The organism is Aeromonas sp. 61P, assembly GCF_051919545.1.
Classification (GTDB): Bacteria; Pseudomonadota; Gammaproteobacteria; order Enterobacterales; family Aeromonadaceae; genus Aeromonas; species Aeromonas veronii.
On the sequence record NZ_JBQBEL010000001.1, the window covers coordinates 4,318,273 to 4,341,038 of the forward strand.

Consider the following 22,766-nt stretch of genomic DNA (forward strand, 5'->3'; position numbering starts at 1 on the left):
TCCGCTGCATAACCAAGCACTTTGCCATCAATTTATGCACTGTGTTCGGTTGGTCCCACCGGACCGCTCGCCTGACCCGGCCGTCGCCGGTTCAATCGCATATGGCTTGGGCATGTCACGCCCCCTAAGGATGACCAAAAGAGAATGAACGAGACCCTGGTTGCAAAAGATGTGGTCGCACAAGATTACCGTCAGCTGGTTGAACAATTCGGCTCCCCCCTGCTGCTGCTCGACAAGGCAGCCGTCCGCAAACAGTATCGGGCCCTGGCCGCCGCCCTGCCCGATGTACGATTGCACTATGCACTCAAACCCCTGCCCCATGAGGCGGTGGTCTCTGTCTTGAAGGAAGAGGGGGCCTGTTTCGATCTGGCCACCAATGGCGAAGTGGATCTGGTGCGCAGTCAGGGGGTTCGCCCGGGACGTTGCATTCATACCCATCCCATCAAGCGCGACAGCGATATCCGTTACGCGCTGGAGTTTGGCTGCACCGTGTTTGTCTACGACAACCCACTGGAGCTGGAAAAGTTCATTCCCTACAAGGACGAAGTGAAACTGCTGCTGCGGGTCAGCTTCCCCAACCCCGAGACCAAGGTCGATCTCTCCAAGAAGTTCGGCTGCACTCCGGAGCAGGCGCTGCCGCTGTTGCAACTGGCCCACGCCAAGGGGATCAAGGTGATGGGGCTGTCGTTCCACGTCGGCTCCCAGGTACCCCACGCCCGTCGCCATGTGCAGGCCATCGACGCCTGCCGCGAGATCATGGAGCAGGCCTGGGCGCTCGGGCTCAAGCCCTGGGTGCTGGATATCGGCGGCGGTTTCCCGGTGGATTATGAAGGGGGCGAGTTCGATATCGACGGCTTCTGCGCGCCGATCCGCGAAGCACTGGCCAAGCTGCCCACAACCGTGCAGAAGATTGCCGAACCGGGCCGCTTTATCAGCGCGCCGGCCATGACTTCGGTATCAAGCGTGATGGGCAAGGCCCACCGCGGCGACAAGATCTGGTACTACCTGGATGACGGTCTCTACGGCAGCTACAACGGCCAGCTCTATGACCACGTCACCTATCCGGTGAGCACGCCTTATGCCAGTGGCGAGCAACACAACTCGGTGCTCTCCGGCCCCACCTGCGACAGCGTGGATGTGATCCGCGATGGCATCATGCTGCCGGATCTGGCTATCGGCGAGTTGGTGGTTGGCAAGGTGATGGGCGCCTACACCTGGGCCTCCGCCTCCACCTTCAACTTTTTCCCCAAGGCCAGCATCCTCATTCTGGACAGCAGCCAGAAGGGGCAGAAGCTGGTGGCAGTAGCCTGAGCACACCACTCGCTCGCCAACAGGTTCACTGGGCAAAAACAAGAGGGGGAAGCTTGCGCTTCCCCCTCTCTTCTTTCACCAACCCCTATCAGATAAACTGACTGGTCAGCAGCCAGCCGGTGTAGGCGACGAAGCAGGTCAGCAGCACGCCCCCCTCCAGCCGGTTGATGCGGCCCTGCCCCTTGCGGCCCAGACACATCACCAGCAGCAGCAGGGTCAGCCCCATCATGATGCTCCAGTCACGAGTGAGCACCTCCGGCGCCACATCGAGCGGGTGGATGCCCGCCGCAATCCCCACCACCGCCAGGGTGTTGAACAGGTTGGAGCCGAGCACGTTGCCAAGGGCCAGATCATGCTCGTTCTTGCGAATGGCGATAAGCGAAGAGGCCAGCTCCGGCAGAGAGGTCCCTACCGCGACTATGGTGAGACCAATCACCAGATCGCTGATACCTAGCGCCTGAGCGATGGTCACCGCCCCCCAGACCAGCAGACGGGAAGCACCGATCAGCAGCACCAGCCCGACCACCAGCCAGAAGATAGCGCTCTTGAGGGACATCCCCTCGCTCTCGATATCCTCGGCGGTCTCGGTATCCAGCGCATCTCCCTTGCCATTCATGCCAGCCCAGATGGACCAGCCCATCAGGGCAACGAAGACGGCCCCCAGAATGACCGCATCCATCCGGCCCAGATGACCATCGATCAGCAGGGCGCCGGAGAGCAGGGTAATACCGAGCAGGATCGGGATCTCCTTGCGCACAACCTGAGAGGCCACCGCGATAGGGCTGATCAGTGCCGTCAGACCCAGGATCAGCGCGATATTGGTGATGTTGGAGCCATAGGCATTGCCAAGCGCCAACCCGGGATTGCCCTGTGACGCCGCCAGTGCCGAGACCACCATTTCCGGGGCCGAGGTACCAAAACCGATGATCACCATGCCGATCAGCAGCGGCGGCATCCCCGCATAACGGGCGGTGGCGGCAGCGCCATCGACAAACTTGTCTGCACTCCAGACCAGCAGCGCCAGTCCGGCAATCAGGGCAACAAAAGCCAGGGTCATAGGATCTTCATCTCTTGTTATCTGCAACGAAGCGCCAGCCCAAACGGGCAGGCACCATGGGAAAGTGGCGCCAGTGTAGCTGTGCCACCTCCCATTTCAAGGGGAAATCAAACCGTGATTAACATTTCACAGTGCAGCCAGCAGGCTCGCGGCATCGGAGACCTCAAACTTGCCCGGCGCCTCCAAAAACAGCTGCTCGACCACACCATCATTGGCGATCAACGCAAAGCGCTGGGCGCGGATGCCGCCAAAGGCGCCGGTATCCTTGGCCAGGCCCAGCGCCCGGGTCCAGCTGCCATCGCCATCCGCCAGCATGGTGATCGCCTCGGCATTCTGGGCCGTCTGCCAGGCCCGCATCACGAAAGCATCGTTGACCGAGAGGCAACAGATGGCATCCACCCCTTTGGCCATAAACTGATCGGCCAGCACCACATAACCGGGCAGATGAGCATTGGAGCAGGTGGGAGTAAAGGCGCCGGGTACCGCAAACAGCACCACTTTTTTACCGGCGAACAGCGTCTGGCTATCCCGCAGCTGCTTGCCCTCGGCGGTGATAAAGGTAAATTCGCCAGCAGGCAGGGGGTGTCCTACAGCAATCATGATTTCTCGTCCTGAGTCGTGATGGGAAGTCGCCAGTTTATCCCAGAGTGATGATGCCGCCTAACAGCGGCTCTGAGCCTGACCATGGATAGCGGCAAGCATTTTCCCCTTGGGCAGACTACTCTTGAGCTGGTTTCACGGCGCCAGGAGGCCCCATGCAACACTATTACGATGGTCTGGAAATTCGTCCCCCCGCCATGCGCGAACAGCAGCAACTGGACCAGCTCAATCATCAGCTTACCCATGTCAGTCAATATTGCGCCGGTTACTCCAGCGCCTATCGCCAGTGCCGCCTCGAGGATCTGGCAGAGCTGGCCACCCTGCCACTGCTCGACAGCAAAGAGCTCTTTGCCGCCCAGCAGGCTCATACCCCCTTTGCCGGTCTCACCGGCCGCCCCGCCAGTCAGGCGTTGCGGGTCTTCTCCTGTCCGGGCCAGCTGGCCATCCCCGAATATGCCGGGGCAGACTGGTGGGGCGCCGCCCGGGCGCTGTTTGCCGCCGGTTTCAAGGCGGGGGAAGTGATGCTCAACGGCCACGACTATCACGCTGGCCCCACAGCCTTTATTTTCGATAACGGCGCCCGCCAGCTGGGGGCTCCCGTGGTGCCCTGCGGGCCCCACGATACCCAGCGCCAGCTGGAGGCACTGCTGCGCTATCAACCCACCGGCTACGTCGGCCCGCTGGTGACCCTGCTCGACCTGCTGGAAGCGGCCGAAGCGGCGGAGATCCCGAGCGACTCGCTGCGCCGCGCCCTATTGTGCGAAGCCACCCATCCCGAAACCGCGCCGCTGCGCGCCATTCACGGCATTGCGGCCCTCAACTGTCTGGTGTGGCAGGATGTGGGGGTGGTAGCCTACGAGAGTCAGCCCGGTCAGGGCTTTATCGTCAACGAGAGCTGCATCGTCGAGATCATCGATCCCGCCAGCGGCAATCCCGTGAGTGGCGATGAAACGGGCCAGCTGGTGGTGACCCGGCTCGATCTGGAGTATCCGCTGCTGCGTCTGGCCACCGACTGGCAAGGTCACTGGCTCGCCAAACCGAGCGCTTGCGGGCGCACCAACCGGCGCCTCAAGCTGGTGTAGCAGACCAAGTAAATGCACAAAGGCAGACGGGCAGCCATCAGGCTGCCCGTCTTGTCTCTGGAGAAGAGGATATATGAAGTTGGTCAGCGTCTCGCCTGCCAGGTGGCGATGGCGAGCAGGGAGTCGGGGGTAAATTCACTGGCGCGCTCAGCGATCTCGGCCAGGCTCATCCAGTGCACCGAGCTCACCTCTTCGGCCTGCAACTGCAGCGGCCCCTGATAGCGGCAACTGAAGAGGCCGCCCCAGACCCGGTAGCCCTCCCCTTCTGCATAAAAGCTGCCAAAGCCCTGCAGAGGAACATCCATAATCCCCAGCTCCTCGGCCAGCTCGCGGCGGGCGGAGCGCTCCATCTCCTCACCGGTGGTGACCACGCCACCGGCGCAGGCATCCAGCATGCCGGGGCAGAAATCCTTGCTGAGGGTGCGTCGCTGCACCAGGATCCGATCCGCGTCGTCGAGCACCAGAATATAGCTAGCACGATGGCAGAGATTCTCCCGCCGCACCTCGGCTCGCTCGGCCACACCAATCACCCGGTTGTTCCCGTCCACCACATCAACCCATTCCACGCACAGGCCCTTTTATTTGTTCCATTCAAACCCGCAGTATATCGGTGCGGTGGTTTGCCATGGCACAACTTTTTCGATGACGCCGTCAATTTGCCGAACTCACTGGCAAAATAAGGATTCATGCAAATCTTTATAAACCGTCATATCAGTGTCATCGACCGACACCATAGTGTGCCCTGTCCAGGCAATCAGGGAACCGTGTGATGAAGGTATTCAAGCAGTTATCCCCACGGCAGATCGCTCGCTACATCAAGAGCTTTCATCGAGGCTATTTTGCCATCGAGTCGCTGGGGACATTTGAATTCAACGCGGGCAGGATCAGCCTCCATGGCCTGACCTGCCGCCAGCGGCTAAGACTGGCTCGCCAGATCAATCTGGCTGTCAGACAACTTGGTCACCGCGACCCCTTGCCGGACATGTGAGTCAAAGGGTCTTGCCCTACTGTCTGTTGTGCATCCATGCTTTGCCCGCCGGCTACTGGCCGCGCGGGCCGTTTTCGATATCGGTAATGATGCCGTTGCGCACCGTCACAAAGCGCATGAACTCGTTCTTGCCGAAGTTGTAGGTCCAGCGTTCACCATATTTGACCTGCACCATGTTGCCAAACTGGTTCTCCTCGTTGCGGTTGAGCTCTTCACGCAACATCGGCTCACCGCACTTGAGCAGCATCTCGGCGGTGGTGTCTCCCTCGGTGATCAGGGCGTTCTTGCAGCGCATGGCATCAGCACTGGCCGGAATACTCAGCAGCAACAGAGCAAGCCCCGCTACTTTCTTCATCTTCTTGCTCATCGGGTTCTCCTTATCCTCTCTAATGAGTCGCAGTATGCCTGTTCCCGTTTCTGAAAAAACCAGTAAAAAGCGCAAAAGTGCCGCCCTTTTCTGCTCTCCAGCCCGCTGGTCGCGACAAATGCTGTCTATCACATAACCCAAAAACAAACGGCGACCCGAGGGTCGCCGTTTGCATCAAGCCAGCAGGATCACAGGATGTCCAGCAGCTCGACTTCAAATACCAGTGCAGAGTAAGGCGGGATGGAGCCCGCGCCACGGGCACCGTAGGCCAGATCGTGGGGGATGTAGAGCTTCCACTTGGAACCAACCGGCATCAGCTGCAGCGCTTCAACCCAGCCAGCAATCACGCCGGTCACCGGGAATTCAGCCGGCTGGCCGCGAGCGACGGAGCTGTCGAATACACCACCGTGGGTGAAGGTACCGTGGTAGTGCACACGCACGGACTGACCGGCTACCGGAACGGCACCGTTGCCTTCTACCAGCACTTCGTACTGCAGACCGGAGTCGGTCACCTTCACTTCAGCGCGCTTGGCGTTGTCAGCCAGGAAGGCTTCGCCGTCAGCAGCGGCGGCCTTGGCGGCAGCTTCCTGCTCTTCTTGCATACGCGCAGTGATCACCTGGAAGGCATCATTGATATCGTCACGGCTGACCGCGAACTCCAGACCATTCAGGGCATCTGCCAGACCTTGTTGCAGAGCCGGGATATCGAGACCGGCGAAGGCTTGCTGCGCCAGCTGATCACCCATGTTGCGGCCGATGCCATAGCTGGCCTTCTGTTCGATAGAGTCGTATTGGGACATTGAGATGTTGCTCCAGATCCATGTAGTAAAGAGGCGGGATAATATCAGACTTTTGGCCGGGGTGCTGCCGGGGGCGCCGCCCCTGATTTCCCCGTCAGTGGGAGGAACTTCACACAAGATGCGGATGAACGCCGCCCAACGGCGGCGATCTGCTTAACCGCGATCCAGCAAGGCTCTGACCGCAGCCACCCTGGCGCCATCGGTGATATTGACCCGACCATCATCCGAAGTGCCCATATTCACTCCGTGCGGCACCATGCCACCGCGCCAGCCCATGCCGGACATATGCACTTCGCTCACCCCGGTGAACTCGATGATGGTACGCACGTTGTCGGCATTGACCCCGGCCCCCGGCATCAGGCTGGCACGCCCCGCCAGCGCCTGCTGCATCTCCTGCAGGGTTTCCAACCCCGCCAACGCGGTCGGCGCATGGCCCGAGCTCAGAATGCGCTCGCAACCGGCAGCAACTATGGTCTCCAGATCGAGGCGCCAATCGGAGGAGAGGTCGATGGCGCGATGGAAGGTGACTCCCAACGGGCCTGCTGCATCCACCAGCTGTTTGAGCTTGGCGGCAGGCACCCGCCCCTCCTCATCCAGCAAACCGACCACCACCCCTTGCAGCCCCGCAGCACGTGCGGCCGCGATATCTTGCAGCATCATCTCGAACTCGCCGTCGTTGAAGCAAAAATCCCCGGCACGCGGGCGGATCATGGCATAAACCGGCACGGTGGCGTGGCGGGCTGCCTGCTGCATAAAACCGTAGGAGGGGGTCAGGCCGCCCAGACCCAGCGCAGAGCAGAGCTCGATGCGATCCGCCCCGGATTGCTGGGCAGTAAACAGGGATTCCAGGTTGTCGATACAGATTTCAAGACGGGTCATGAGGACTCCTTTTTCGGGGAGATCAGACCCCACATCTGATCTCATAGATTGAGCAAGGCTGCGCCGCGCACACCACCGGCACCGCCGAAGCGAGCCTGGCGGATCTCGGGCAGGGCGACCCCGGGCAACAAGTGACCGGGCAGACGCAGCGGCAGCTGTTCATAGAGGGCGGGCAGGCCGCTCAGGCCGCCCCCCAACACCACCACCTCGGGATCAATCACCGAAATGGCGGTGGCAAGCCCGGCAGCCATGATCTCCAGCCAGCAGTCGACCGTCTCGACCGCATGGGGTTCATGGGCCTCGAAGCGTCCCACAATCTGGTGACCCGTGGCGCGCTGGCCATGGAAATGGTGATAGAGACGCTCCAGACCGGTGCCGGAGGCATAGGTTTTCAAAACAGACCAGACGGCCGCAGCCGCAACGGGGACGGGGCAAATCGGGGTACTTCATCAGCATGGTCGCGGGCAAGGGGTAGTGACCAATCTCGCCAGCCAGCCAGTTGCGCCCCTGAATAAGCTTGCCCGCCAGATAAACAGCGCCGCCGATGCCGGTGCCGATGGTGACACCAAGCGCACTGCCTGCGCCGTCGGCGGCACCCTGATGCACTTCGGACCAGAGGAAGCAGTTGGCGTCGTTATCCACCTTGACCGGCCGCTCCAGCAGCTCGGCCAGATCGGCGCCCAGATGGCGACCATTGATGGAGGGCAGATTGGCCGCCACTATGCTGTGATCCTGGCTGTTGATGACACCGGGGAAACCGATGCCGACCGAGCCCCGTGCGCCGAAGCGGGCATCCGCCTGCTCGACCCGGGAGCGGATCAGCTGCTGCAACCCCTCGTAATCGTTGCCCGGGGTGCTCAAGCGCTCCTCGTGGCAGAGGTTCAATGCACCGTCATAGACCGCAAAGGCGATCTTGGTGCCACCGATATCAAAGCCGTAGTACATGCCAGCACTCCCTTGTCAGCCCGTGTTTATCCAACTCTGTTCCAAGGGGGACATTGTATTAATTCGCAAAAAAAATAAAGTGACCGAAGGCGAAAAACGGGAGAGTGATCAGAGCAAACGGCTCATTTGTCGCTGCAGGCAGGGCTGCCCGAGGCTTATCAGGGTGCGCTCTGCACCATCAAAGACAAAGCCGCGGCGCAGGTAGAATCCCTCACCGATGTGGTTGCCATCGAGCAGCCACAATTTGACGCTATGGCAACCGGCGCGGCGCATCTGCATCGCCACCGCCTGCCACAGCCGTTTGCCATAACCTTGTCGCCAGTGGTCGGGATGGAGGTAAAAAGCGCGGATCAGGGCGCTGCTCTGTCCCGCTTCCTGCTGTGGTTGCCAGTAGAGCAGGCCAATCACCACCTCATCGAGACAAAGCAGCATGGGCCTTGGGCCCGGCTCGGCCAGACGGCTCTGCCAAATCTGCAGATGGGCGGTAACGTCCAGCTGCTCCAGCAGGTCGGCACCGAGCACCTGGCCATAGGCAGCGAGCCAGCTGGCTCGCTGCATCACCGTCATGGCGGCGGCATCGTCGCTGCGCGCCATGCGCAGGCTTATGCCTTGCATTGGGGCACCAGACCATTGGCTCGGGCCTGCTCATAGAGCGGCAGCACTTGCGCCTGTTGCGCCTGCAACTCGGCGATCCGGTTCTCGTTGCTCGGGTGGGTGGAGAGCAGTTGCGGCGGGGTGTTGCCACCGGCGGCGGCACTCATGTTTTGCCACAGGGGGATCGCCTCGGCCGGATTGAACCCGGCGCGCGCCATCAGCTCAAGCCCCAGCCGATCCGCTTCGCTCTCCTGAGTACGGCCATAGGGCAGCATCACCCCCACCTCGACCCCGAGGCCAAGGGCGGCCATGGTGGCGCCGCGATACTCGCTGGTGCCCATGGCAATGTCCGCAGCCGCCAGACCGATCCCCGCCAGCTGGCTGCGCGAGAGTCGCTCGTTGGAGTGCTGGGCCAGCACGTGAGTCAGCTCGTGGCCGATGACGGTCGCCAGCTGATCCTGATTCTTGGCCACCTTGAGCAGGCCGCTGTAAACCCCGATCTTGCCGCCGGGCAGGGCGAAGGCGTTGACCTGTTTGGAGTCAAACACCACCACTTCCCAGTTGGTGATGCCATAGCTGGCCGGCACCTGGGCGGTCACCGCCTTGGCGACACAGGAGACATAGGCGTTGAGTTTGGCATCCTTGCTCACCTTCTCCTGCTTTTTCATCTGCTCGAAGGAGTCGGCGCCCAACTGGTTCATCTGCTGGGGAGAATAGAGCAGCATCTGGCTGCGGCCGGTCGGCGACTGGGCGCAGGCGACCAGCAGGGAACTACAGAGGGCTACCAGGCCAAACTTGGAGAGGGACGCAATCATGAAGGGATCCTTTGCCATAACGTTGCCCTATTCTCGGAAATGCCGTCCTGCTGCGCAAGGGAGCCAGCCCCCGGCTGGCGGAAAAATATCCATCCTGCGCTATTAACAAAACTGACAGCTGCCAAAAACAAAACGAGCCCGCTTGGGGCTCGTTTTATCAGGGCATGCTGACTGCGGGCAGTTACATGATACCCAGCTTTTTCAGGTCAGCCTGTACCACCTTGGCCGGCACCGGCACGTAGCCATCTTTGGCAACGATGTTCTGGCCTGCTTTGGAGAGCATCATCTTGACGAACTCTTGCTCCATCGGGGAGAGCGGCTTGTTCGGATGCTTGTTCACGTAAACGTACAGGAAGCGTGACAGCGGATACTTGCCGGTGATGGCGTTATCGGAGGTCGCTTCGATGAAGGTCTTGCCATCTTTGGAGAGCGGTACTGCACGCACACCGGAGGTGACATAACCGATACCGGAGTAGCCGATGCCGTTCAGGGAGGCAGAAACAGACTGCACCACGGAGGCAGAACCCGGCTGCTCGTTCACGCCGCTCTTGAAGTCGCCGTTACACAGGGCGTGCTCCTTGAAGTAACCGTAGGTACCGGATACGGAGTTGCGACCGAACAGTTGCAGATCCTTAGAGGACCAGTTGCCGTCCAGACCCAGATCAGACCACTTGGTGGCAGCCTTGGCTTCGCCGCACTTGAGGGTGCTGGAGAAGATGGCGTCGATCTGCGGCATGGTCAGCCCCTTGATGGGGTTGTCCTTGTTGACGAACACCGCCAGGGCATCGACTGCAACGCGGATGGCAGTCGGCTTGTAGCCGTAACGCTTCTCGAATGCTTCCTCTTCACCGGCCTTCATGGCGCGGCTCATCGGACCGAACTGGGCAACACCTTCGGTCAGGGCAGTCGGGGCGGTAGAAGAACCGGCGGCCTGGATCTGCACGTTGACGTTGGGGTACAAACGCTTAAATTCTTCGGCCCACAGGGTCATCATGTTGGCCAGAGTGTCCGAGCCGACAGAGGACAGGTTGCCCGAAATGCCGCTGGTCGGTGTGTAATCCGGCAGGTCTTTATCCACACCGGCAGCCAGGGCGCTGACAGAAAACAGGGTTGCTGCGGTGAATCCGATTACACCAGCCAGTTTGTTGAGTTTCATCCAATCTCTCCAAAGTTACAGAAGGTCCGTTCTTAAGACGGCGCCAGTATCTGACCTGGCAGTGACAAATTTATGGATTTAATGTGACACTTTAATGACATGGCGACAGATTTGAACAAATGAAAAGAGGGCCCGTTCAAAGGCCCTCTTTTTGCAGCTAACCCATTGCCATAAAAGACTATTTAATCACCACCATGCGACTCGGGATGAGAAAGCTGAAGCGGCTGCCAAGGCCGACCCGGCTCTCGATATCGAGCTGGCAGTCGTGATGACTGAGGGCATGCTTGACGATGGCAAGGCCCAAGCCTGAGCCGCCGGTGTGGCGCGAGCGTGCCTTGTCGACCCGATAGAACCGCTCGGTCAGCCGCGCCAGATGCTCGGGGGCAATCCCCTCCCCTTCATCGCTCACGGCAAACAGCGCCATCGCCCCCTGCTTGCGCCACTCCACGGTAATTTTTCGCCCCGCCGGGGTGTAGTGAATGGCGTTGTAGACCAGATTGGAGACAGCACTGCGCAGCTGCTCCTGATCCCCGCGCACCAGCAGATTGGGCTGCACCACAAATTCGAGCTGGTGGGCCCGTTCGCCCGAGAGCGCTCGCGCCTCCTGCTCCAGCAGGCCCAGCATGGCCGGCATGTCCACCAGATGGGAGAGATCCACGGTCGGGGCCGCCTCGATACGGGAGAGGGTGAGCAGCTGATTGACCAGATTATCCATCCGGATAGTCTGCTCCATCATCACCCGATGCGCCTTGGCCCACATGGCGGGCGGGGGCGGCTCCTCGGTCATCTCCAGATAACCCTTGAGAACGGTCAGCGGAGTGCGCAGCTCGTGAGAGACGTTGGAGACAAAGTGCTTGCGGGTTTTCTCGAGACTGCGCAAGCGGGTGACATCCCGCACCACCAGCATCGCCTGATCCGAGGCGTAGGGCATGATCCGAAACTCGAGAAACTTCTCCTCGTTGACCGGGGAGTGCATCTCGAGGGGCTCGTCATACGATCCCTTGCCCAGATAGGCGTTAAAGGCCGGATTGCGAATGAGGTTGCCGATATGCTGGCCGGCATCCTCCGGCCAGCGAAAACCGAGCAGTTGCTCCGCCAGCCGGTTGCACCAGAGGATGCTGCCATCGGTGCGAAACACCACAGCGGCATCGGGCAGCGCCTCGGCCCCCTCCCGGAAGCGGCGTCAGCCCCGCCAGCTCGCGGCGACGGGCGCGGTGACGCTGCTGCAGCTTGTAGATACCGTTGAAGATGTACTCCCAGCTGCCATTGCCGCTGGGGGGCACCAGGCTGCGGTCGTGCCACAGCCAGTCAGAGAGCCGCTTCTGGAAGCGATAGTGCCAGCCCAGATGCAACACGGCCGCCACCAACAGGCAGAGGGCAAGATGATCAATCAACCAGCCAACCAATGCGAAGGGGGCGTAAAAAAACGCCATTCGCCACAACTGTCGCCGCCAGGCGTAAGGTTGCAACATAACTGCCTCTAGAGACGGGTTGAGAAGCGGTATCCGGCTCCACGCACCGTCTGGATCAATCTGTCGTGCCCTGTCTCTTCAATCGCCTTGCGCAGGCGACGAATATGCACATCCACGGTTCTGTCCTCGACGTACACATTGGTACCCCAGACATTATTGAGCAGCTGTTCACGGCTGTAGACCCGCTCGGGGTGAGTCATAAAGAAGTGAAGCAGCTTGAATTCGGTCGGCCCCATGTCGAGCGCCTTCTCTTCGGCACTGACCCGGTGGGAGACAGGATCGAGTTTCAGCCCCTGCACCTCGATCACCTCGTCTACCGAGGTGGGCGACACGCGGCGCATCACCGCATGGAGGCGAGCGGTCAGCTCCTTGGGCGAGAACGGCTTGGTGATGTAGTCGTCGGCTCCGGCCTCCAGACCACGCACCTTGTCCTCCTCTTCACCACGAGCGGTGAGCATCACCACCGGGATCTGGCGCGTCACCTCATCCTGCTTGAGCTGCTTGATAAACTGGATGCCACTGCCGCCCGGCATCATCCAGTCGAGCACGATGAGTTCGGGGTAGGGTTCGCGCACCTTCGCCAGTCCATCGGCGTAATCTTCCGCTTCAATCGTCTCATATCCCTTCTGCTCCAACACGAAGCAGAGCATTTCGCGGATCGGTGCTTCGTCCTCGACCACCAGAATTCGCTTAGCCATTCCCTTCTCTCTCCTCTGTGAAGATGGGTGCGCCAATTATTAGAATTTTCTGTGACACTTTTATGACTTTATGACAGGCGGGATGATAAACGTTTTCAGATTCAGTTGGCAGCAGTACGTTGCAACAAGTCCCACCGGTTGCCGCTGATATCCTCAAACACCACCACGGTGCCATAAGGCTCGTCACGAGGCTGTTCACAAAAATGAACACCGTACGCCTGCATGCGCTGGTAATCCCCCCAGAAATCAGTGGTCTCGAGGAACAGAAATACCCGGCCACCACCCTGCTGGCCGATGGCGGCCTGCTGCTGCGCATTGGCCGCTTTCGCCAGCAGCAGTGCAGAACCGGAGGCACCTTTGGGGGCAACCCGCACCCAGCGCTTGCCCGGTTTGCCCGGCTCGTCGAGCCGAGTGTCTTCCAGGAGCGCAAAGCCAAGTCCCTCGGTAAAAAAGCGAATGGCCTGATCGTAATCAGCCACCAGCAGGGTCAGCGCCCCTATGTGTTGTGACATGGCAGAAAATCCTCAACGGATGAGTCAACGGGCGCAATGCCCCGGCAAGGGCGCATCATAGCGGCTGGATGGGCAGGGCTCCAGCCGTCATGTGCGTCTTGAAAACGACCGGTGAGGGGGAGTGAGCACTCAAGGGGCTTCGCGCAGCGTCCGGTAGAGGGTGGTGCGGCTGATCCCCAGCTGGCGCGCGGCCTCGCTCACATTGCCGCCGCACGCCACCAGCGTTTGCTGTACCTGCCGCCGGGTTTGTTCACGCAAGCTGGTCGCCTCCCCCATCGGCAAGGCGCCGGGCTCTGTGGCCACACTGGGCAGATGCAGGTGGGCGGGTTCTATCCAACCCAACCCCTCTGCCAGCACACAGGCCACTTCCAGTGCCTGCTTGAGCTGGCGCACGTTGCCGGGCAGCGGATGGGCCAGCAGCTGTTGCTCCGCATCGCGGGTCAGACGCAGGGTCGGGTCCATCTCCGCCAACAGTCGCTGGATCAGCTCCAGACGCTCAGCGGCAGGCCAACGGCGCAGCGGCATCAGCTGCTGGCGCCAGCCGCAGATCCGGTAATAGAGGTCTTCGCGAAATGCGCCACTCTGCACCATGGCAGCCAGATCCCGGTGGCTGGCACTGACCAGCCAGAAATCCACCGCCTCCGGCTTGTGACTGCCAACCGGTGTCACGCTGCGTTCCTGCAACACCCGCAGCAGTCGGGTTTGAGCCTGCAGCGGCAGTTCGCCAATTTCATCGAGCATCAGCATGCCGCCGTGGGCTGCGCGCAGATAACCCTGACTGCCCTGGCTGCGGGCACCGCTGAAGGCCCCGCCCACATACCCAAACAGCTCGGCTTCCACCAGATCTGCTGGTAACGCGCCACAGTTGACGCACACCAGTGGCTGCTCCCGCCGACTCGACGCTCGGTGCAGGGCCCGCACCAGATGCTCCTTGCCGCTGCCGGTCTCCCCCTCGATAAGCAGCGAAATGCCGCGCTCCAGCATCTTGAGCGGCACCTGCTGCGGATGTGGCATCGGGCTTGAGTGACCAGGCAGGACGGCGCGGGAAAAGGTCTCGTCCGCTTCTGGCACCAGCCGCAAGCCACGCCCCTCGCGCAGCAGTTGTCTGCCATCGAAAGGGTGCTGGCCGAGCCAGAGTCGGCCTGCCCGGTTGGCGCCGAGCAGTTCCCCCTCCTCTCCCAGCAACAGGCGAGCGGACCAGAGGCTCTGGGGATCGAGATCCACCAGCCAGCCCGGCTGGCGCGCCAGCAGCGCGTTTTCGAGGGTCATGGCCAACAGCCGCACTGTGCCCAGCATGTCGCCATCGTGATGGGCCGCATCGGTGGAGATATCGAGCACCCCCAGCAATTGCCCGTCCGGCCCGAGCAACGGGCAAGCGCTACAACTGAGAAAGCTGTGCTGGGCGAAGAAGTGCTGATTGCCGAGCACCTGCACTTCATTCTGCTCGGCCAGCGCGGTACCGATGGCGTTGGTACCCTTGCTCGCCTCCCCCCAGCGGGCGCCACTGCGCAAAAAGATACGCTCGGCATGACGGGCGAAACCCTCATCACCACTGGCGGCCAGAATGGCCCCCTCACCGTCACACAACAACAGGCGACAGGGGCGACCGGCCAGCAACTGGGCAAACAGCGGCAGCACGAAGCGCTGGAAGCAGGAAATCAGCGCCCTGTGCTGCTCCTGACGGGCCGACAGCTCCCCCTGGGGCAGCAAGTCCAGATCGGCGCTCTGCTGGCGGCTCAGCCCCTGATGCAGGCAGCGCTGCCAGGAACGCTGGATCGGACCGGGACCGGGTTGAAGTGACTCACTCATCACGCCTCCTGTTCACAAACAGCACGACTGTCTCGGCCACTGTCCAGAAACGGTACAGTTTTATCGTAATAGCCGTGGACATTGGTTAACCAAGATACGCTGCCACACCCCATTTGATAACGTTTTTGTAACCTTCTGTCTGCTGGTCAGACCCTTTGGCACGCCCCTTGCGATATCAGCTGGCAACCGGTCTGTCAGCCAGTCCGGTCAGGATCACACACATAAAGGATGATGAGATGATTTATACCGCTCCCGGTCAGGCAGGTGCCCTGGTCAGCTTCAAGTCCCGTTACGACAACTTCATCGGTGGTGAGTGGGTGGCTCCTCGCGCCGGCCGCTACTTTGAAAACATCTCGCCGGTGGATGGCAAAGTATTCTGCGAGGTCGCTCGCTCCGACGCCGCCGATATCGAGCTGGCGCTGGATGCCGCCCACAAGGCGTTCACCAGCTGGAGCAAAACCAGCGTCACCGAGCGCAGCAACCTGCTGCTGCGCATCGCCGATCGCATCGAGCAGAACATCGAACGGCTCGCCATCGCCGAAACCTGGGAGAACGGCAAGGCGGTGCGCGAAACCCTGGCCGCAGACCTGCCGCTGGTGGTGGATCACTTCCGCTACTTCGCTGGCTGCATTCGCGCTCAGGAGGGCTCGGCCGCCGAGCTGGATCAGAACACCGTCAGCTACCACTTCAAGGAACCCATCGGCGTGGTCGGCCAGATCATCCCGTGGAACTTCCCGCTGCTGATGGCTGCCTGGAAGCTGGCCCCTGTGCTCGCGGCGGGTTGCTGCAGCGTGCTCAAGCCCGCCGAGCAGACCCCGGTCACCATCATGCTGATGATGGATCTCATCAAGGACATCCTGCCCCCCGGCGTGGTCAACGTGGTCAACGGCTTCGGCGCCGAGGCAGGTCAGGCGCTGGCCACCAGCAACCGGATCCAGAAACTGGCCTTCACCGGGTCGACCGAAGTGGGCGCCCATATCCTGCGCTGCGCAGCCGACAAGCTGATCCCCTCCACCGTGGAGCTGGGGGGAAAGTCCCCCAATATCTACTTCGCCGACGTGATGCAGCACGAGAGCAGCTACATCGACAAGGCGGTAGAAGGGATGCTGATGACCTTCTTCAATCAGGGGGAAGTGTGTACCTGCCCCTCCCGCGCGCTGGTGCAGGCCAGCATCTATGACGACTTCATGGACCGGGTGCTGGCCCGCGCTCGCACCATAGTGCAGGGCAACCTCCTCGATACCGCCACTCAGGTGGGGGCGCAGGCGTCCCGCGAGCAGTTCGACAAGATCCTGGGCTACATGGAGATCGGTCGCGGCGAAGGGGCCAAGATGCTGATCGGCGGCGGCCCGGCCAAGGTGAGCGGACTGGAGGGGGGATTCTACATCCAGCCCACCATCTTCTCCGGTCAAAACAAGATGCGGGTGTTCCAGGAGGAGATCTTCGGGCCGGCACTCGGGGTCACCACCTTCAAGGACGAGGCCGATGCTCTGGCCATTGCCAACGACACCCAGTACGGGTTGGGAGCAGGCCTGTGGACCCGCGACAGCAATCTGGCCTGGCGCATGGGGCGTGGCATTCAGGCTGGCCGTGTCTGGGTCAACTGCTACCACGCCTACCCGGCACACGCCGCCTTTGGCGGTTACAAAAAGTCGGGGATCGGCCGCGAGACCCACAAGATGATGCTGGACCACTACCAGAACACCAAAAACCTGCTGGTGAGCCACGACATCAACCCGCTCGGCTTCTTCTAGCGCAAGCGAATGTCATCAGAAAGGGCGCCTGTGGGCGCCCTTCTTGTTTTGCTTCACCAGATGACATGTCCGGCGATTTGTTATCGGGCAGACTGTAGGCGATAGCGCTGGGGGGAGCAGCCCAGCTCCCGGTTGAACATGGCGATAAAGGCCGAGGTGGAGCCGTAACCGAGCCGCCAGCTGATCTCCTGAATGGGCATGTCCCCCTTGAGCCAGGCCAGCGCCTTGAGCAGCCGCAGCCGCGCCCGCCACTGACCGAAACTCATCCCCAACTCCCGCAGGCAGCGCCGCGCCAGGGTGCGCTCTGTGGTGTGCAGTTGTCCGGCCCACTGGGCCAGAGTTCGGGGATCGGCAGGATCGCTGTGTAACGCCGCCAGCATGGGAGCCAGCAGCTTGTCCTGACTCATCGGCAGGTAGCTCTCCTGACAACGGGTGCGCGCCAGTCGCTCCACCAGCAACTCGGCCTGACGCTGATCCCACTCATCCGCCATATGGCTTACCCGCCGTTCGCAAAAGTCGCTCAGCAGGGCGCGAATAAGTGGCGTGAGCAGCAGCAATCTGGGCTCTGGCGGCAGCTTGGCCGCCAGCTCGTGGCTGACGTAGATGGAGGTGTAGTCAAGGGTCTGCTCGTTGTAGGAGGTGTGGTCGAGATCCGCCGGTACCCAGATAAGATAGTCGGCAGGGGCCACCAGTCGCTGATCCCCCAGCTCTATCTCCATGATCCCCAGGCTGATCATGTTGAGCTGGCCCCAGGGGTGGGAGTGCAGCACGGTCGCGCTGTCGGCCAGCATCTGCTGGTAACTGAAAAAGAGCGGATTGGGAGCGGGCAGAACGACATCTACCGGCTGAAAGTGGTGAGTGGCCATCAGCGCCCCTTGTCAGCGAGAGAGAGGAGCAGGCTTGATACAACGCCCTGTTGGCTCGGTCTCCGGCACAGGCCAAAAGCAGCCATCAGTTGCGGGCAAACGCAGTCCGGGTGGGCCGGAATAAGGTGCATCAGAAAGAGTTGTCTTTTCTGCTGGGTCATCTGTCTGTTTTACGCTACTTGATAGTATAAAGACAAGGGTAGACTTGGCCCCCTGTTAATAAGGAGCCTCTGATGCGAATCTTTTCCCCTCTTCTCTTTCCGCTGATGGCTGTGCTGATCTGGGCTACCAATACCGTGGTGTCCAAGGCGGCCGCCAGTGTGCTCGACCCCGCGGCTATCTCCTTCTATCGCTGGGTGATCGCCGCTCTGGCGCTGACCCCCTTCTGTCTGCCCACCCTCTGGCGGCGACGCAGCGAGGTTCGCCCCTGGCTCGGCAAGCTGCTGGTGCTGGCGGCGCTCGGTATGGTGCTCTATCAGTGTCTGGCCTACTACGCCGCCCACAGCACCTCGGCCACCAATATGGGGGTGATCGGCTCCCTCATTCCGCTGCTCACCCTGCTGCAAGGGGCGCTCTTCTTCGGCCAGCGTCCCGGCAAACAGGCACTGCTCGGCATGAGTCTCTCCCTGTTCGGGGTGCTCTGGCTGCTTGGCAAAGGCGAGCCGCTCGCCCTGCTCCATAACGGCATCAACCCGGGGGATGGCATGATGCTGCTGGGTTCCGCCAGCTACGCCCTTTACGGCCTACTGATCCGCCGCTGGCACCTGCCGTTTGGCCCCTGGCTCAACCTCTACATGCAGATCCTGCTGGCCGTATTGCTGCTGGTACCGCTCGCTCTCAGCGCCGACTCGATGGCGGTGCCAGCCGAAGGGTGGGGGCTGGTGCTCTTCGCCGGGCTCGCCTCCTCCCTGCTGGCGGCTTACTGCTGGATGCGCGGCCTCGCCTGCATGGGCGCCGAGCGCACCTCGGTCTTTATGAACCTGATGCCGCTCTGTACAGCGCTGATCGCCGTCGTCGGCCTGGGGGAACCGATCCATGGCTACCACCTGCTGGGTGGCGGGCTGATCCTGGGCGGGGTGATGACCTCCCAGCTGAAGGGGCGTGCGCCGGTGGCCGAACGGGAAGCCGCCTGAGAACCAACATCGTCCGGAAACAACAAGGGAGCCCATGGCTCCCTTGTTGTTTCTGCAATGCACGTCAGTGAGCATCTCAACCGGCCCGGCGCCAGCGGTAGCGCCGCTCCGGCCGCCCCCGCTGACCATAGTTGAGATCCACATCGACCCGGTCTTCCGACTCCAGATACTCCAGATAGCGGCGCGCCGTGGTGCGGCTGAGGGAGAGTCGCAACGCCACCGTGTCGGTGGAGAAGACGCTCTCCGGCTCACCCGCCAGCAGATCCAGCACCTGACGCAGGGTGATGCTGTCGATCCCCTTGGGAGTGACGCGCATCTCCTTGATCTGGGAGCGCCCTCCCTTGCCCAGCAGCTTGTCGAGATCTTCCTGCTCCAGCCGACCCCGCTCGCACAGACGGCTGTGCAGTTGCAGGATCTCGTCCAGACTCTGCTGGATGCGAAACAGCCGCAATGGTTTGATGACGTAGTCATGAACCCCCAGGTTGAGGGCCTGCTGGATGGTCTCCACATCCCGCGAGGCAGTCACCATGATGACATAGGCTTCGCGGTTGTGGCTGCGCAGGCGGCTCACCCACTCAAGGCCGGAGCCATCGGGCAGGGAGACATCCACCAGCAGCAGTTGGGGCACCACACCGGCCATCATGGCATCGGCCTGGGCCAGGGTGCCAGCCCGCCCCAGCAGGGAGAAACCGGGTGTCGCCGCCACCAGTTCTGACAAGATGGCACCGATCCGATCGTCATCTTCAATAACAAGCGTGATTATTGGGTCCATGGCTCACATTAATTGGTTTTTATTCAAGTAGATACCAAACAGGGTGGTCTGCTCGGCGGTTCGCCGCCATTCTATCACACCCTCGTGCCGACCCACGGTCTCCTTGACCAGGAATAGACCCACCCCGTGATCGCCGCTCTGGCGACTCACTCCGTAATCGAACAGATGATCGGCCAGCTCCTCGTCGACCCCCTCGCCACTATCCTCCACCTCGATCACCAGCCGCCGCCCCACATCGCACAGGGACAGCAGCACCCTGGGCGGCCGCTGCTGGCGGTTGCGCCAGGCCGCCTGCAGACCGTTGTCCAGCAGGTTGCCAATGAGGGTGATGAGATCGGCCGAGACCGAAGCCGGATACTCCGCCAGCGCCGAATCGGGATCGAGCTCCAGAGTCACCCCGAGCTCGCGGGCCCGGCTGAACTTGCCGAGAATAAGCCCCGCCACCGGCTTGTTGTCGATCAGCCGCAGCAGCTCCTGCAGCATGGTCTGGCACGCTTCGTTCTCCTGCTGGATCAGCTCCACCGCCTGATCCACATGGCCCAGCTGCAATAGGCCGGAGAGGCTGCTGAGCTTGTTGGCGAACTCGTGGCTCTGCATCCGCAGCATCTCGGCATACTGGCGCAGGTGGGTCACCTGTACCCCCAGACTGGCAGCCACCTCCGGACGGCTGAAGATCAGCAGCCGCCCCGGTGCCTTGCCCTGCACCGCCTGCCAGCGGCCGACAAAGGACTCCCCCTGAATGGTGAAGCTCACTTCCCCACCCTCCTGCTCCAGACAGGGGGCAAGGGGTGGCACCAGCTCCGCCAGCGACTGCCCCTGCAGGGCATGGCGCCCGGTAACCGGCAGCCGCAGCTGATAGCTGGCGGTGCTGTTGATCATGTTGATGTTGCCGCGGCCATCGAGGGCAATCACCCCTTCGGTGATGTGCTCCAGCACCAGATCCTGCAGGGTGAAGCGGCGCACGATCGCCTCCGGCTCCAGATCGAGCAGGGTCTTGCGCAGCAGATATTGCACCCAGAGTGCCAGCAGCAGGCCGCACCCCAGCACAGCAACGATGGCGCTGATGAGCAGGGCTACCCGCTCCATATAGATGCCCTCCACCTGCTGCATCAGGTAGCCCACTACCACGGCCCCCATGACGCGCCCATCCCCTCCCACCACCGGGGAGAAGCAGCGGATCGCCGGTCCCATGGTGCCCCGATCCTTGGAACAGTAGCTGCGCCGCTCCTGCAGTGCGGGCCAAATATCCTCGCCGCGGAACTTCTGCCCCACCAGCTCGGGGTTGGGGTGGCTGAGGCGGCGACCATGCTCGTCGGTCACCACCATATAGGTGGCGTCGGTGCGGTTGCAGACGGCCTCCACGTAGTCGCGCAGGGTAGGATCACTCCCCTGACGCAGAGCTTCGACCACCCGGGTATCCGCCGCCATGACCCGAGCCAGATCGCTCCCCTTATCCTGCAGATTGCTCTCCAGCAGATGACGGATAAAGAGGGCCAGCAGGCTGCCCAGAATGAGGATCAGCAGCAGGGAGAGCCCAAGAGAGAGGGTGACAAGCTGGTGGCGAAGTTTCATGCACATACCTTAAAACGTCAGGACGCTGCCCAATAGTGCGGATGCCACCAGGTCTGGTCAATCAAAGGTGCCGGATCGCCGACAAAATCGGCCAATCCTTCCTCGCGGGCACAGAGCGCCACCGCTCTGGCGACGGCGCGGGCCACCTCTCCCACCTGTTCGATGGGGGGTAGCAGCCGACCCGCCACCAGCGGATAGGCGCCAACTGCCCGCACTGCGGCCAGCAACATGCCATCGCTGATGCGGCGCGCCTTGACCGCGCAGGCCCCGAGGCCAATCCCCGGAAAGACATATACGTTGTTGCACTGGGAGACCACCCGCCGCTCCCCCGCCACCGTTACCGGCGCAAAGGGGCTGCCGGTGGCAAGCAGAGCGCGGCCATCTGTGGCGGCCCACACCTGCTCGGGGGTGGCCTCGGCGCTGCGGGTCGGGTTGGAGAGTGGCAGGATCACCGGCTGATCGCACACCTCCCCCATCGCCTGCAACACCTCGCCAGTAAAGAGGCCGCCCTGACCGCTCACACCAATCAAGACCGCCGGGCGCACCTGCCGGATGGTCTCCAGCAGCGAACTGCTCCCCTCCTCCACGGCACGGCAAATGGCTGCTGGGCACGGGTCAACGCAGGGCGATCGCAGCAGACCACCCCATCCTGATCAAACAGCCAGACGCCATCGTGGCTCCCCGCAAGCTGGGCCAGCATGGCGGCGATGCCGCAACCGGCAGAACCCGCGCCGACGATCAGCACCGGGGCATCGCACAGGGCGGTACCCGCCTGCTGCAACCCGGCCAGCACGCAGGCAGAAGCCACTGCCGCCGTGCCCTGAATGTCGTCGTTGAACATGCAGAGCTCGTCGCGATAACGGGTCAGCAGGTTGGCGGCATGCTTGCCGGCAAAGTCTTCAAACTGCAGCACCACCTGCGGCCAGCGCTTGCGAATGGCGGCCACCACCTTGTCCATGAAGTGGTAGTAGCTCTCGCCGTCGATGCGCGGGGATTGCCAGCCGAGGTAGGAGTCATCCTCCAGCAGCTCGGGGTTGTTGGTGCCCACATCGACACAGAGCGGCAGAGTGCGCGCCGGATTGATGCCGCCAGCAGCGGAGTAGAGCGCCAGCTTGCCGATACAGATCCCCATGCCGCCGATACCGAGATCGCCAAGCCCCAGCACCCGCTCGCCGTCGGAGATGACGATCACGTCCACCTCCTGCTCCACCGACTCGAGGATATCGTCAAGATCGTCCCTGTCATGCCAGGAGAGGTAGAGACCGTGACTGCGCAGATAGAGATCGCTGTGGCGCTGGCACGCCTCCCCCACCACCGGGGTGTAGATGATCGGCAGCAGCTCCGGCAGGTGGTGACGCACCAGATCGTAGAACAGCACCGGGTTGTCCTCCTGCAGCTGGCGCAGCAGCAGATGCTGGTCAAACGGACTCTGCATGGCGCTGACCAACCGGTAGATCCGGCGCCGCTGCTGGGAGAGGGACTCCTCCTTGTGGGGCATACGCCCCCGCACGCCCTGACGCTTGCGTTCGGCATAGGGCAGGCTGGTGCCCATCATGATGTCGTTCATTTTGTTTGTTCCTCAAT

Annotated in this window: 20 protein-coding genes and 3 pseudogenes; 5 read left to right on the plus strand and 18 right to left on the minus strand. The window is 61.9% G+C overall.

From position 1 onward, the window contains the following. Nucleotides 1-144: 144 nt before the first annotated feature. Nucleotides 145-1,311 (plus strand): type III PLP-dependent enzyme, encoded by a 1,167-nt coding sequence (locus ACTG2O_RS20025; protein ID WP_236285333.1) that lies wholly within the window; start codon nt 145-147, stop codon nt 1,309-1,311. 88 nt (nt 1,312-1,399) lie between these two features. Here the strand turns inward: ACTG2O_RS20025 and ACTG2O_RS20030 are convergent, their stop codons facing one another. Next, nucleotides 1,400-2,368, minus strand: coding sequence for a calcium/sodium antiporter (locus tag ACTG2O_RS20030; protein WP_005343920.1), 969 nt, complete (start codon nt 2,366-2,368; stop codon nt 1,400-1,402). A 126-nt stretch (nt 2,369-2,494) separates the two neighbouring features. Next, nucleotides 2,495-2,968, minus strand: a complete 474-nt coding sequence (locus ACTG2O_RS20035) for a peroxiredoxin (RefSeq protein WP_216949474.1) — start codon at nt 2,966-2,968, stop codon at nt 2,495-2,497. A gap of 155 nt (nt 2,969-3,123) precedes the next feature. On the opposite strand from ACTG2O_RS20035, the gene ACTG2O_RS20040 reads away from it, so the two are divergent. After that, entirely contained in the window at nt 3,124-4,050 is a 927-nt protein-coding gene (locus tag ACTG2O_RS20040) for a phenylacetate--CoA ligase family protein (RefSeq protein WP_439976538.1), read from the plus strand. Between the two features lie 83 nt (nt 4,051-4,133). On the opposite strand, the gene yfcD is transcribed toward ACTG2O_RS20040, so the two are convergent. After that, nucleotides 4,134-4,616, minus strand: coding sequence for an NUDIX hydrolase YfcD (yfcD, locus tag ACTG2O_RS20045; RefSeq protein ID WP_139477490.1), 483 nt, complete (start codon nt 4,614-4,616; stop codon nt 4,134-4,136). Between the two features lie 203 nt (nt 4,617-4,819). Between yfcD and ACTG2O_RS20050 the strand changes: the two genes are divergently transcribed. Continuing rightward, a complete protein-coding gene (locus ACTG2O_RS20050) occupies nt 4,820-5,038 on the plus strand; it encodes a DUF1107 family protein (protein WP_005338403.1) in 219 nt (72 codons plus the stop codon). 52 nt (nt 5,039-5,090) lie between these two features. On the opposite strand, the gene ACTG2O_RS20055 is transcribed toward ACTG2O_RS20050, so the two are convergent. The 11 genes and pseudogenes from ACTG2O_RS20055 to ACTG2O_RS20105 all read right to left on the minus strand — a co-directional run bounded on the left by ACTG2O_RS20055 (nt 5,091) and on the right by ACTG2O_RS20105 (nt 15,085). After that, nucleotides 5,091-5,405 carry a DUF2845 domain-containing protein gene (locus ACTG2O_RS20055; protein WP_005338404.1) on the minus strand — a complete coding sequence of 105 codons (315 nt, stop codon included), beginning with the start codon at nt 5,403-5,405 and terminating at the stop codon, nt 5,091-5,093. A gap of 188 nt (nt 5,406-5,593) precedes the next feature. Next, entirely contained in the window at nt 5,594-6,205 is a 612-nt protein-coding gene (locus tag ACTG2O_RS20060) for an FKBP-type peptidyl-prolyl cis-trans isomerase (protein ID WP_005338405.1), read from the minus strand. A 153-nt stretch (nt 6,206-6,358) separates the two neighbouring features. After that, complete coding sequence (locus ACTG2O_RS20065; RefSeq protein WP_236285330.1) at nt 6,359-7,084, minus strand: copper homeostasis protein CutC; 726 nt, start codon at nt 7,082-7,084, stop codon at nt 6,359-6,361. 41 nt (nt 7,085-7,125) lie between these two features. Next, a pseudogene (locus tag ACTG2O_RS20070) lies at nt 7,126-8,029 on the minus strand (ROK family protein). Nucleotides 8,030-8,137: 108 nt separating this feature from the next. Beyond that, nucleotides 8,138-8,644, minus strand: coding sequence for a GNAT family N-acetyltransferase (locus ACTG2O_RS20075; protein WP_005358874.1), 507 nt, complete (start codon nt 8,642-8,644; stop codon nt 8,138-8,140). Next, the gene (locus tag ACTG2O_RS20080) at nt 8,632-9,438 is read right to left on the minus strand and encodes a M48 family metallopeptidase (protein WP_040066701.1); all 807 of its coding nucleotides are present in this window, start codon (nt 9,436-9,438) and stop codon (nt 8,632-8,634) included. The genes ACTG2O_RS20075 and ACTG2O_RS20080 overlap by 13 nt, the downstream gene beginning before the upstream one ends. 181 nt (nt 9,439-9,619) lie before the next feature. Then, the gene (locus ACTG2O_RS20085) at nt 9,620-10,594 is read right to left on the minus strand and encodes a PstS family phosphate ABC transporter substrate-binding protein (protein WP_005338411.1); all 975 of its coding nucleotides are present in this window, start codon (nt 10,592-10,594) and stop codon (nt 9,620-9,622) included. Nucleotides 10,595-10,772: 178 nt separating this feature from the next. Further along, a pseudogene (phoR, locus tag ACTG2O_RS20090) lies at nt 10,773-12,066 on the minus strand (phosphate regulon sensor histidine kinase PhoR). Nucleotides 12,067-12,074: 8 nt separating this feature from the next. After that, nucleotides 12,075-12,764 carry a phosphate regulon transcriptional regulator PhoB gene (phoB, locus tag ACTG2O_RS20095; RefSeq protein ID WP_005338414.1) on the minus strand — a complete coding sequence of 230 codons (690 nt, stop codon included), beginning with the start codon at nt 12,762-12,764 and terminating at the stop codon, nt 12,075-12,077. A 101-nt stretch (nt 12,765-12,865) separates the two neighbouring features. Continuing rightward, a complete protein-coding gene (locus ACTG2O_RS20100) occupies nt 12,866-13,276 on the minus strand; it encodes a VOC family protein (protein WP_058056713.1) in 411 nt (136 codons plus the stop codon). Nucleotides 13,277-13,405: 129 nt separating this feature from the next. Next, on the minus strand, nt 13,406-15,085 hold the full coding sequence (locus ACTG2O_RS20105) for a sigma-54-dependent Fis family transcriptional regulator (RefSeq protein ID WP_439976539.1): 1,680 nt from the start codon (nt 15,083-15,085) through the stop codon (nt 13,406-13,408). A 236-nt stretch (nt 15,086-15,321) separates the two neighbouring features. On the opposite strand from ACTG2O_RS20105, the gene exaC reads away from it, so the two are divergent. Next, nucleotides 15,322-16,839, plus strand: coding sequence for an acetaldehyde dehydrogenase ExaC (gene exaC / locus ACTG2O_RS20110; protein WP_439976540.1), 1,518 nt, complete (start codon nt 15,322-15,324; stop codon nt 16,837-16,839). Nucleotides 16,840-16,919: 80 nt separating this feature from the next. Here the strand turns inward: exaC and ACTG2O_RS20115 are convergent, their stop codons facing one another. Then, nucleotides 16,920-17,705: a helix-turn-helix transcriptional regulator gene (locus tag ACTG2O_RS20115; protein WP_139493602.1), complete on the minus strand. Its 786-nt coding sequence runs from the start codon at nt 17,703-17,705 to the stop codon at nt 16,920-16,922. A gap of 233 nt (nt 17,706-17,938) precedes the next feature. Here ACTG2O_RS20115 and ACTG2O_RS20120 point away from each other — a divergent pair, with 233 nt between their 5' ends. Further along, on the plus strand, nt 17,939-18,838 hold the full coding sequence (locus ACTG2O_RS20120; RefSeq protein WP_076493474.1) for a DMT family transporter: 900 nt from the start codon (nt 17,939-17,941) through the stop codon (nt 18,836-18,838). 76 nt (nt 18,839-18,914) lie between these two features. Here ACTG2O_RS20120 and ACTG2O_RS20125 read toward each other — a convergent pair whose 3' ends face one another. From ACTG2O_RS20125 to ACTG2O_RS20135, 3 genes and pseudogenes are all read right to left on the minus strand, one after another. Further along, on the minus strand, nt 18,915-19,610 hold the full coding sequence (locus tag ACTG2O_RS20125; protein ID WP_075115718.1) for a response regulator: 696 nt from the start codon (nt 19,608-19,610) through the stop codon (nt 18,915-18,917). 3 nt (nt 19,611-19,613) lie between these two features. Beyond that, nucleotides 19,614-21,182 (minus strand): ATP-binding protein, encoded by a 1,569-nt coding sequence (locus ACTG2O_RS20130; protein ID WP_021229142.1) that lies wholly within the window; start codon nt 21,180-21,182, stop codon nt 19,614-19,616. A 17-nt stretch (nt 21,183-21,199) separates the two neighbouring features. Continuing rightward, nucleotides 21,200-22,749, minus strand: a pseudogene (locus ACTG2O_RS20135) (NAD-dependent malic enzyme). Nucleotides 22,750-22,766: the final 17 nt, after the last annotated feature.

What these genes read in the sequence shown, in the direction of transcription:
- ACTG2O_RS20025 (WP_236285333.1), top strand. Translation starts at nt 145, where the DNA reads ATGAACGAGACCCTGGTTGCAAAAGATGTGGTCGCACAAGATTACCGT.
- ACTG2O_RS20030 (WP_005343920.1), bottom strand. Translation starts at nt 2,368, where the DNA reads ATGACCCTGGCTTTTGTTGCCCTGATTGCCGGACTGGCGCTGCTGGTC.
- ACTG2O_RS20035 (WP_216949474.1), bottom strand. Translation starts at nt 2,968, where the DNA reads ATGATTGCTGTAGGACACCCCCTGCCTGCTGGCGAATTTACCTTTATC.
- ACTG2O_RS20040 (WP_439976538.1), top strand. Translation starts at nt 3,124, where the DNA reads ATGCAACACTATTACGATGGTCTGGAAATTCGTCCCCCCGCCATGCGC.
- ACTG2O_RS20050 (WP_005338403.1), top strand. Translation starts at nt 4,820, where the DNA reads ATGAAGGTATTCAAGCAGTTATCCCCACGGCAGATCGCTCGCTACATC.
- ACTG2O_RS20055 (WP_005338404.1), bottom strand. Translation starts at nt 5,405, where the DNA reads ATGAGCAAGAAGATGAAGAAAGTAGCGGGGCTTGCTCTGTTGCTGCTG.
- ACTG2O_RS20060 (WP_005338405.1), bottom strand. Translation starts at nt 6,205, where the DNA reads ATGTCCCAATACGACTCTATCGAACAGAAGGCCAGCTATGGCATCGGC.
- ACTG2O_RS20065 (WP_236285330.1), bottom strand. Translation starts at nt 7,084, where the DNA reads ATGACCCGTCTTGAAATCTGTATCGACAACCTGGAATCCCTGTTTACT.
- ACTG2O_RS20075 (WP_005358874.1), bottom strand. Translation starts at nt 8,644, where the DNA reads ATGCAAGGCATAAGCCTGCGCATGGCGCGCAGCGACGATGCCGCCGCC.
- ACTG2O_RS20080 (WP_040066701.1), bottom strand. Translation starts at nt 9,438, where the DNA reads ATGATTGCGTCCCTCTCCAAGTTTGGCCTGGTAGCCCTCTGTAGTTCC.
- ACTG2O_RS20085 (WP_005338411.1), bottom strand. Translation starts at nt 10,594, where the DNA reads ATGAAACTCAACAAACTGGCTGGTGTAATCGGATTCACCGCAGCAACC.
- phoB (WP_005338414.1), bottom strand. Translation starts at nt 12,764, where the DNA reads ATGGCTAAGCGAATTCTGGTGGTCGAGGACGAAGCACCGATCCGCGAA.
- ACTG2O_RS20100 (WP_058056713.1), bottom strand. Translation starts at nt 13,276, where the DNA reads ATGTCACAACACATAGGGGCGCTGACCCTGCTGGTGGCTGATTACGAT.
- ACTG2O_RS20105 (WP_439976539.1), bottom strand. Translation starts at nt 15,085, where the DNA reads ATGAGTGAGTCACTTCAACCCGGTCCCGGTCCGATCCAGCGTTCCTGG.
- exaC (WP_439976540.1), top strand. Translation starts at nt 15,322, where the DNA reads ATGATTTATACCGCTCCCGGTCAGGCAGGTGCCCTGGTCAGCTTCAAG.
- ACTG2O_RS20115 (WP_139493602.1), bottom strand. Translation starts at nt 17,705, where the DNA reads ATGGCCACTCACCACTTTCAGCCGGTAGATGTCGTTCTGCCCGCTCCC.
- ACTG2O_RS20120 (WP_076493474.1), top strand. Translation starts at nt 17,939, where the DNA reads ATGCGAATCTTTTCCCCTCTTCTCTTTCCGCTGATGGCTGTGCTGATC.
- ACTG2O_RS20125 (WP_075115718.1), bottom strand. Translation starts at nt 19,610, where the DNA reads ATGGACCCAATAATCACGCTTGTTATTGAAGATGACGATCGGATCGGT.
- ACTG2O_RS20130 (WP_021229142.1), bottom strand. Translation starts at nt 21,182, where the DNA reads ATGAAACTTCGCCACCAGCTTGTCACCCTCTCTCTTGGGCTCTCCCTG.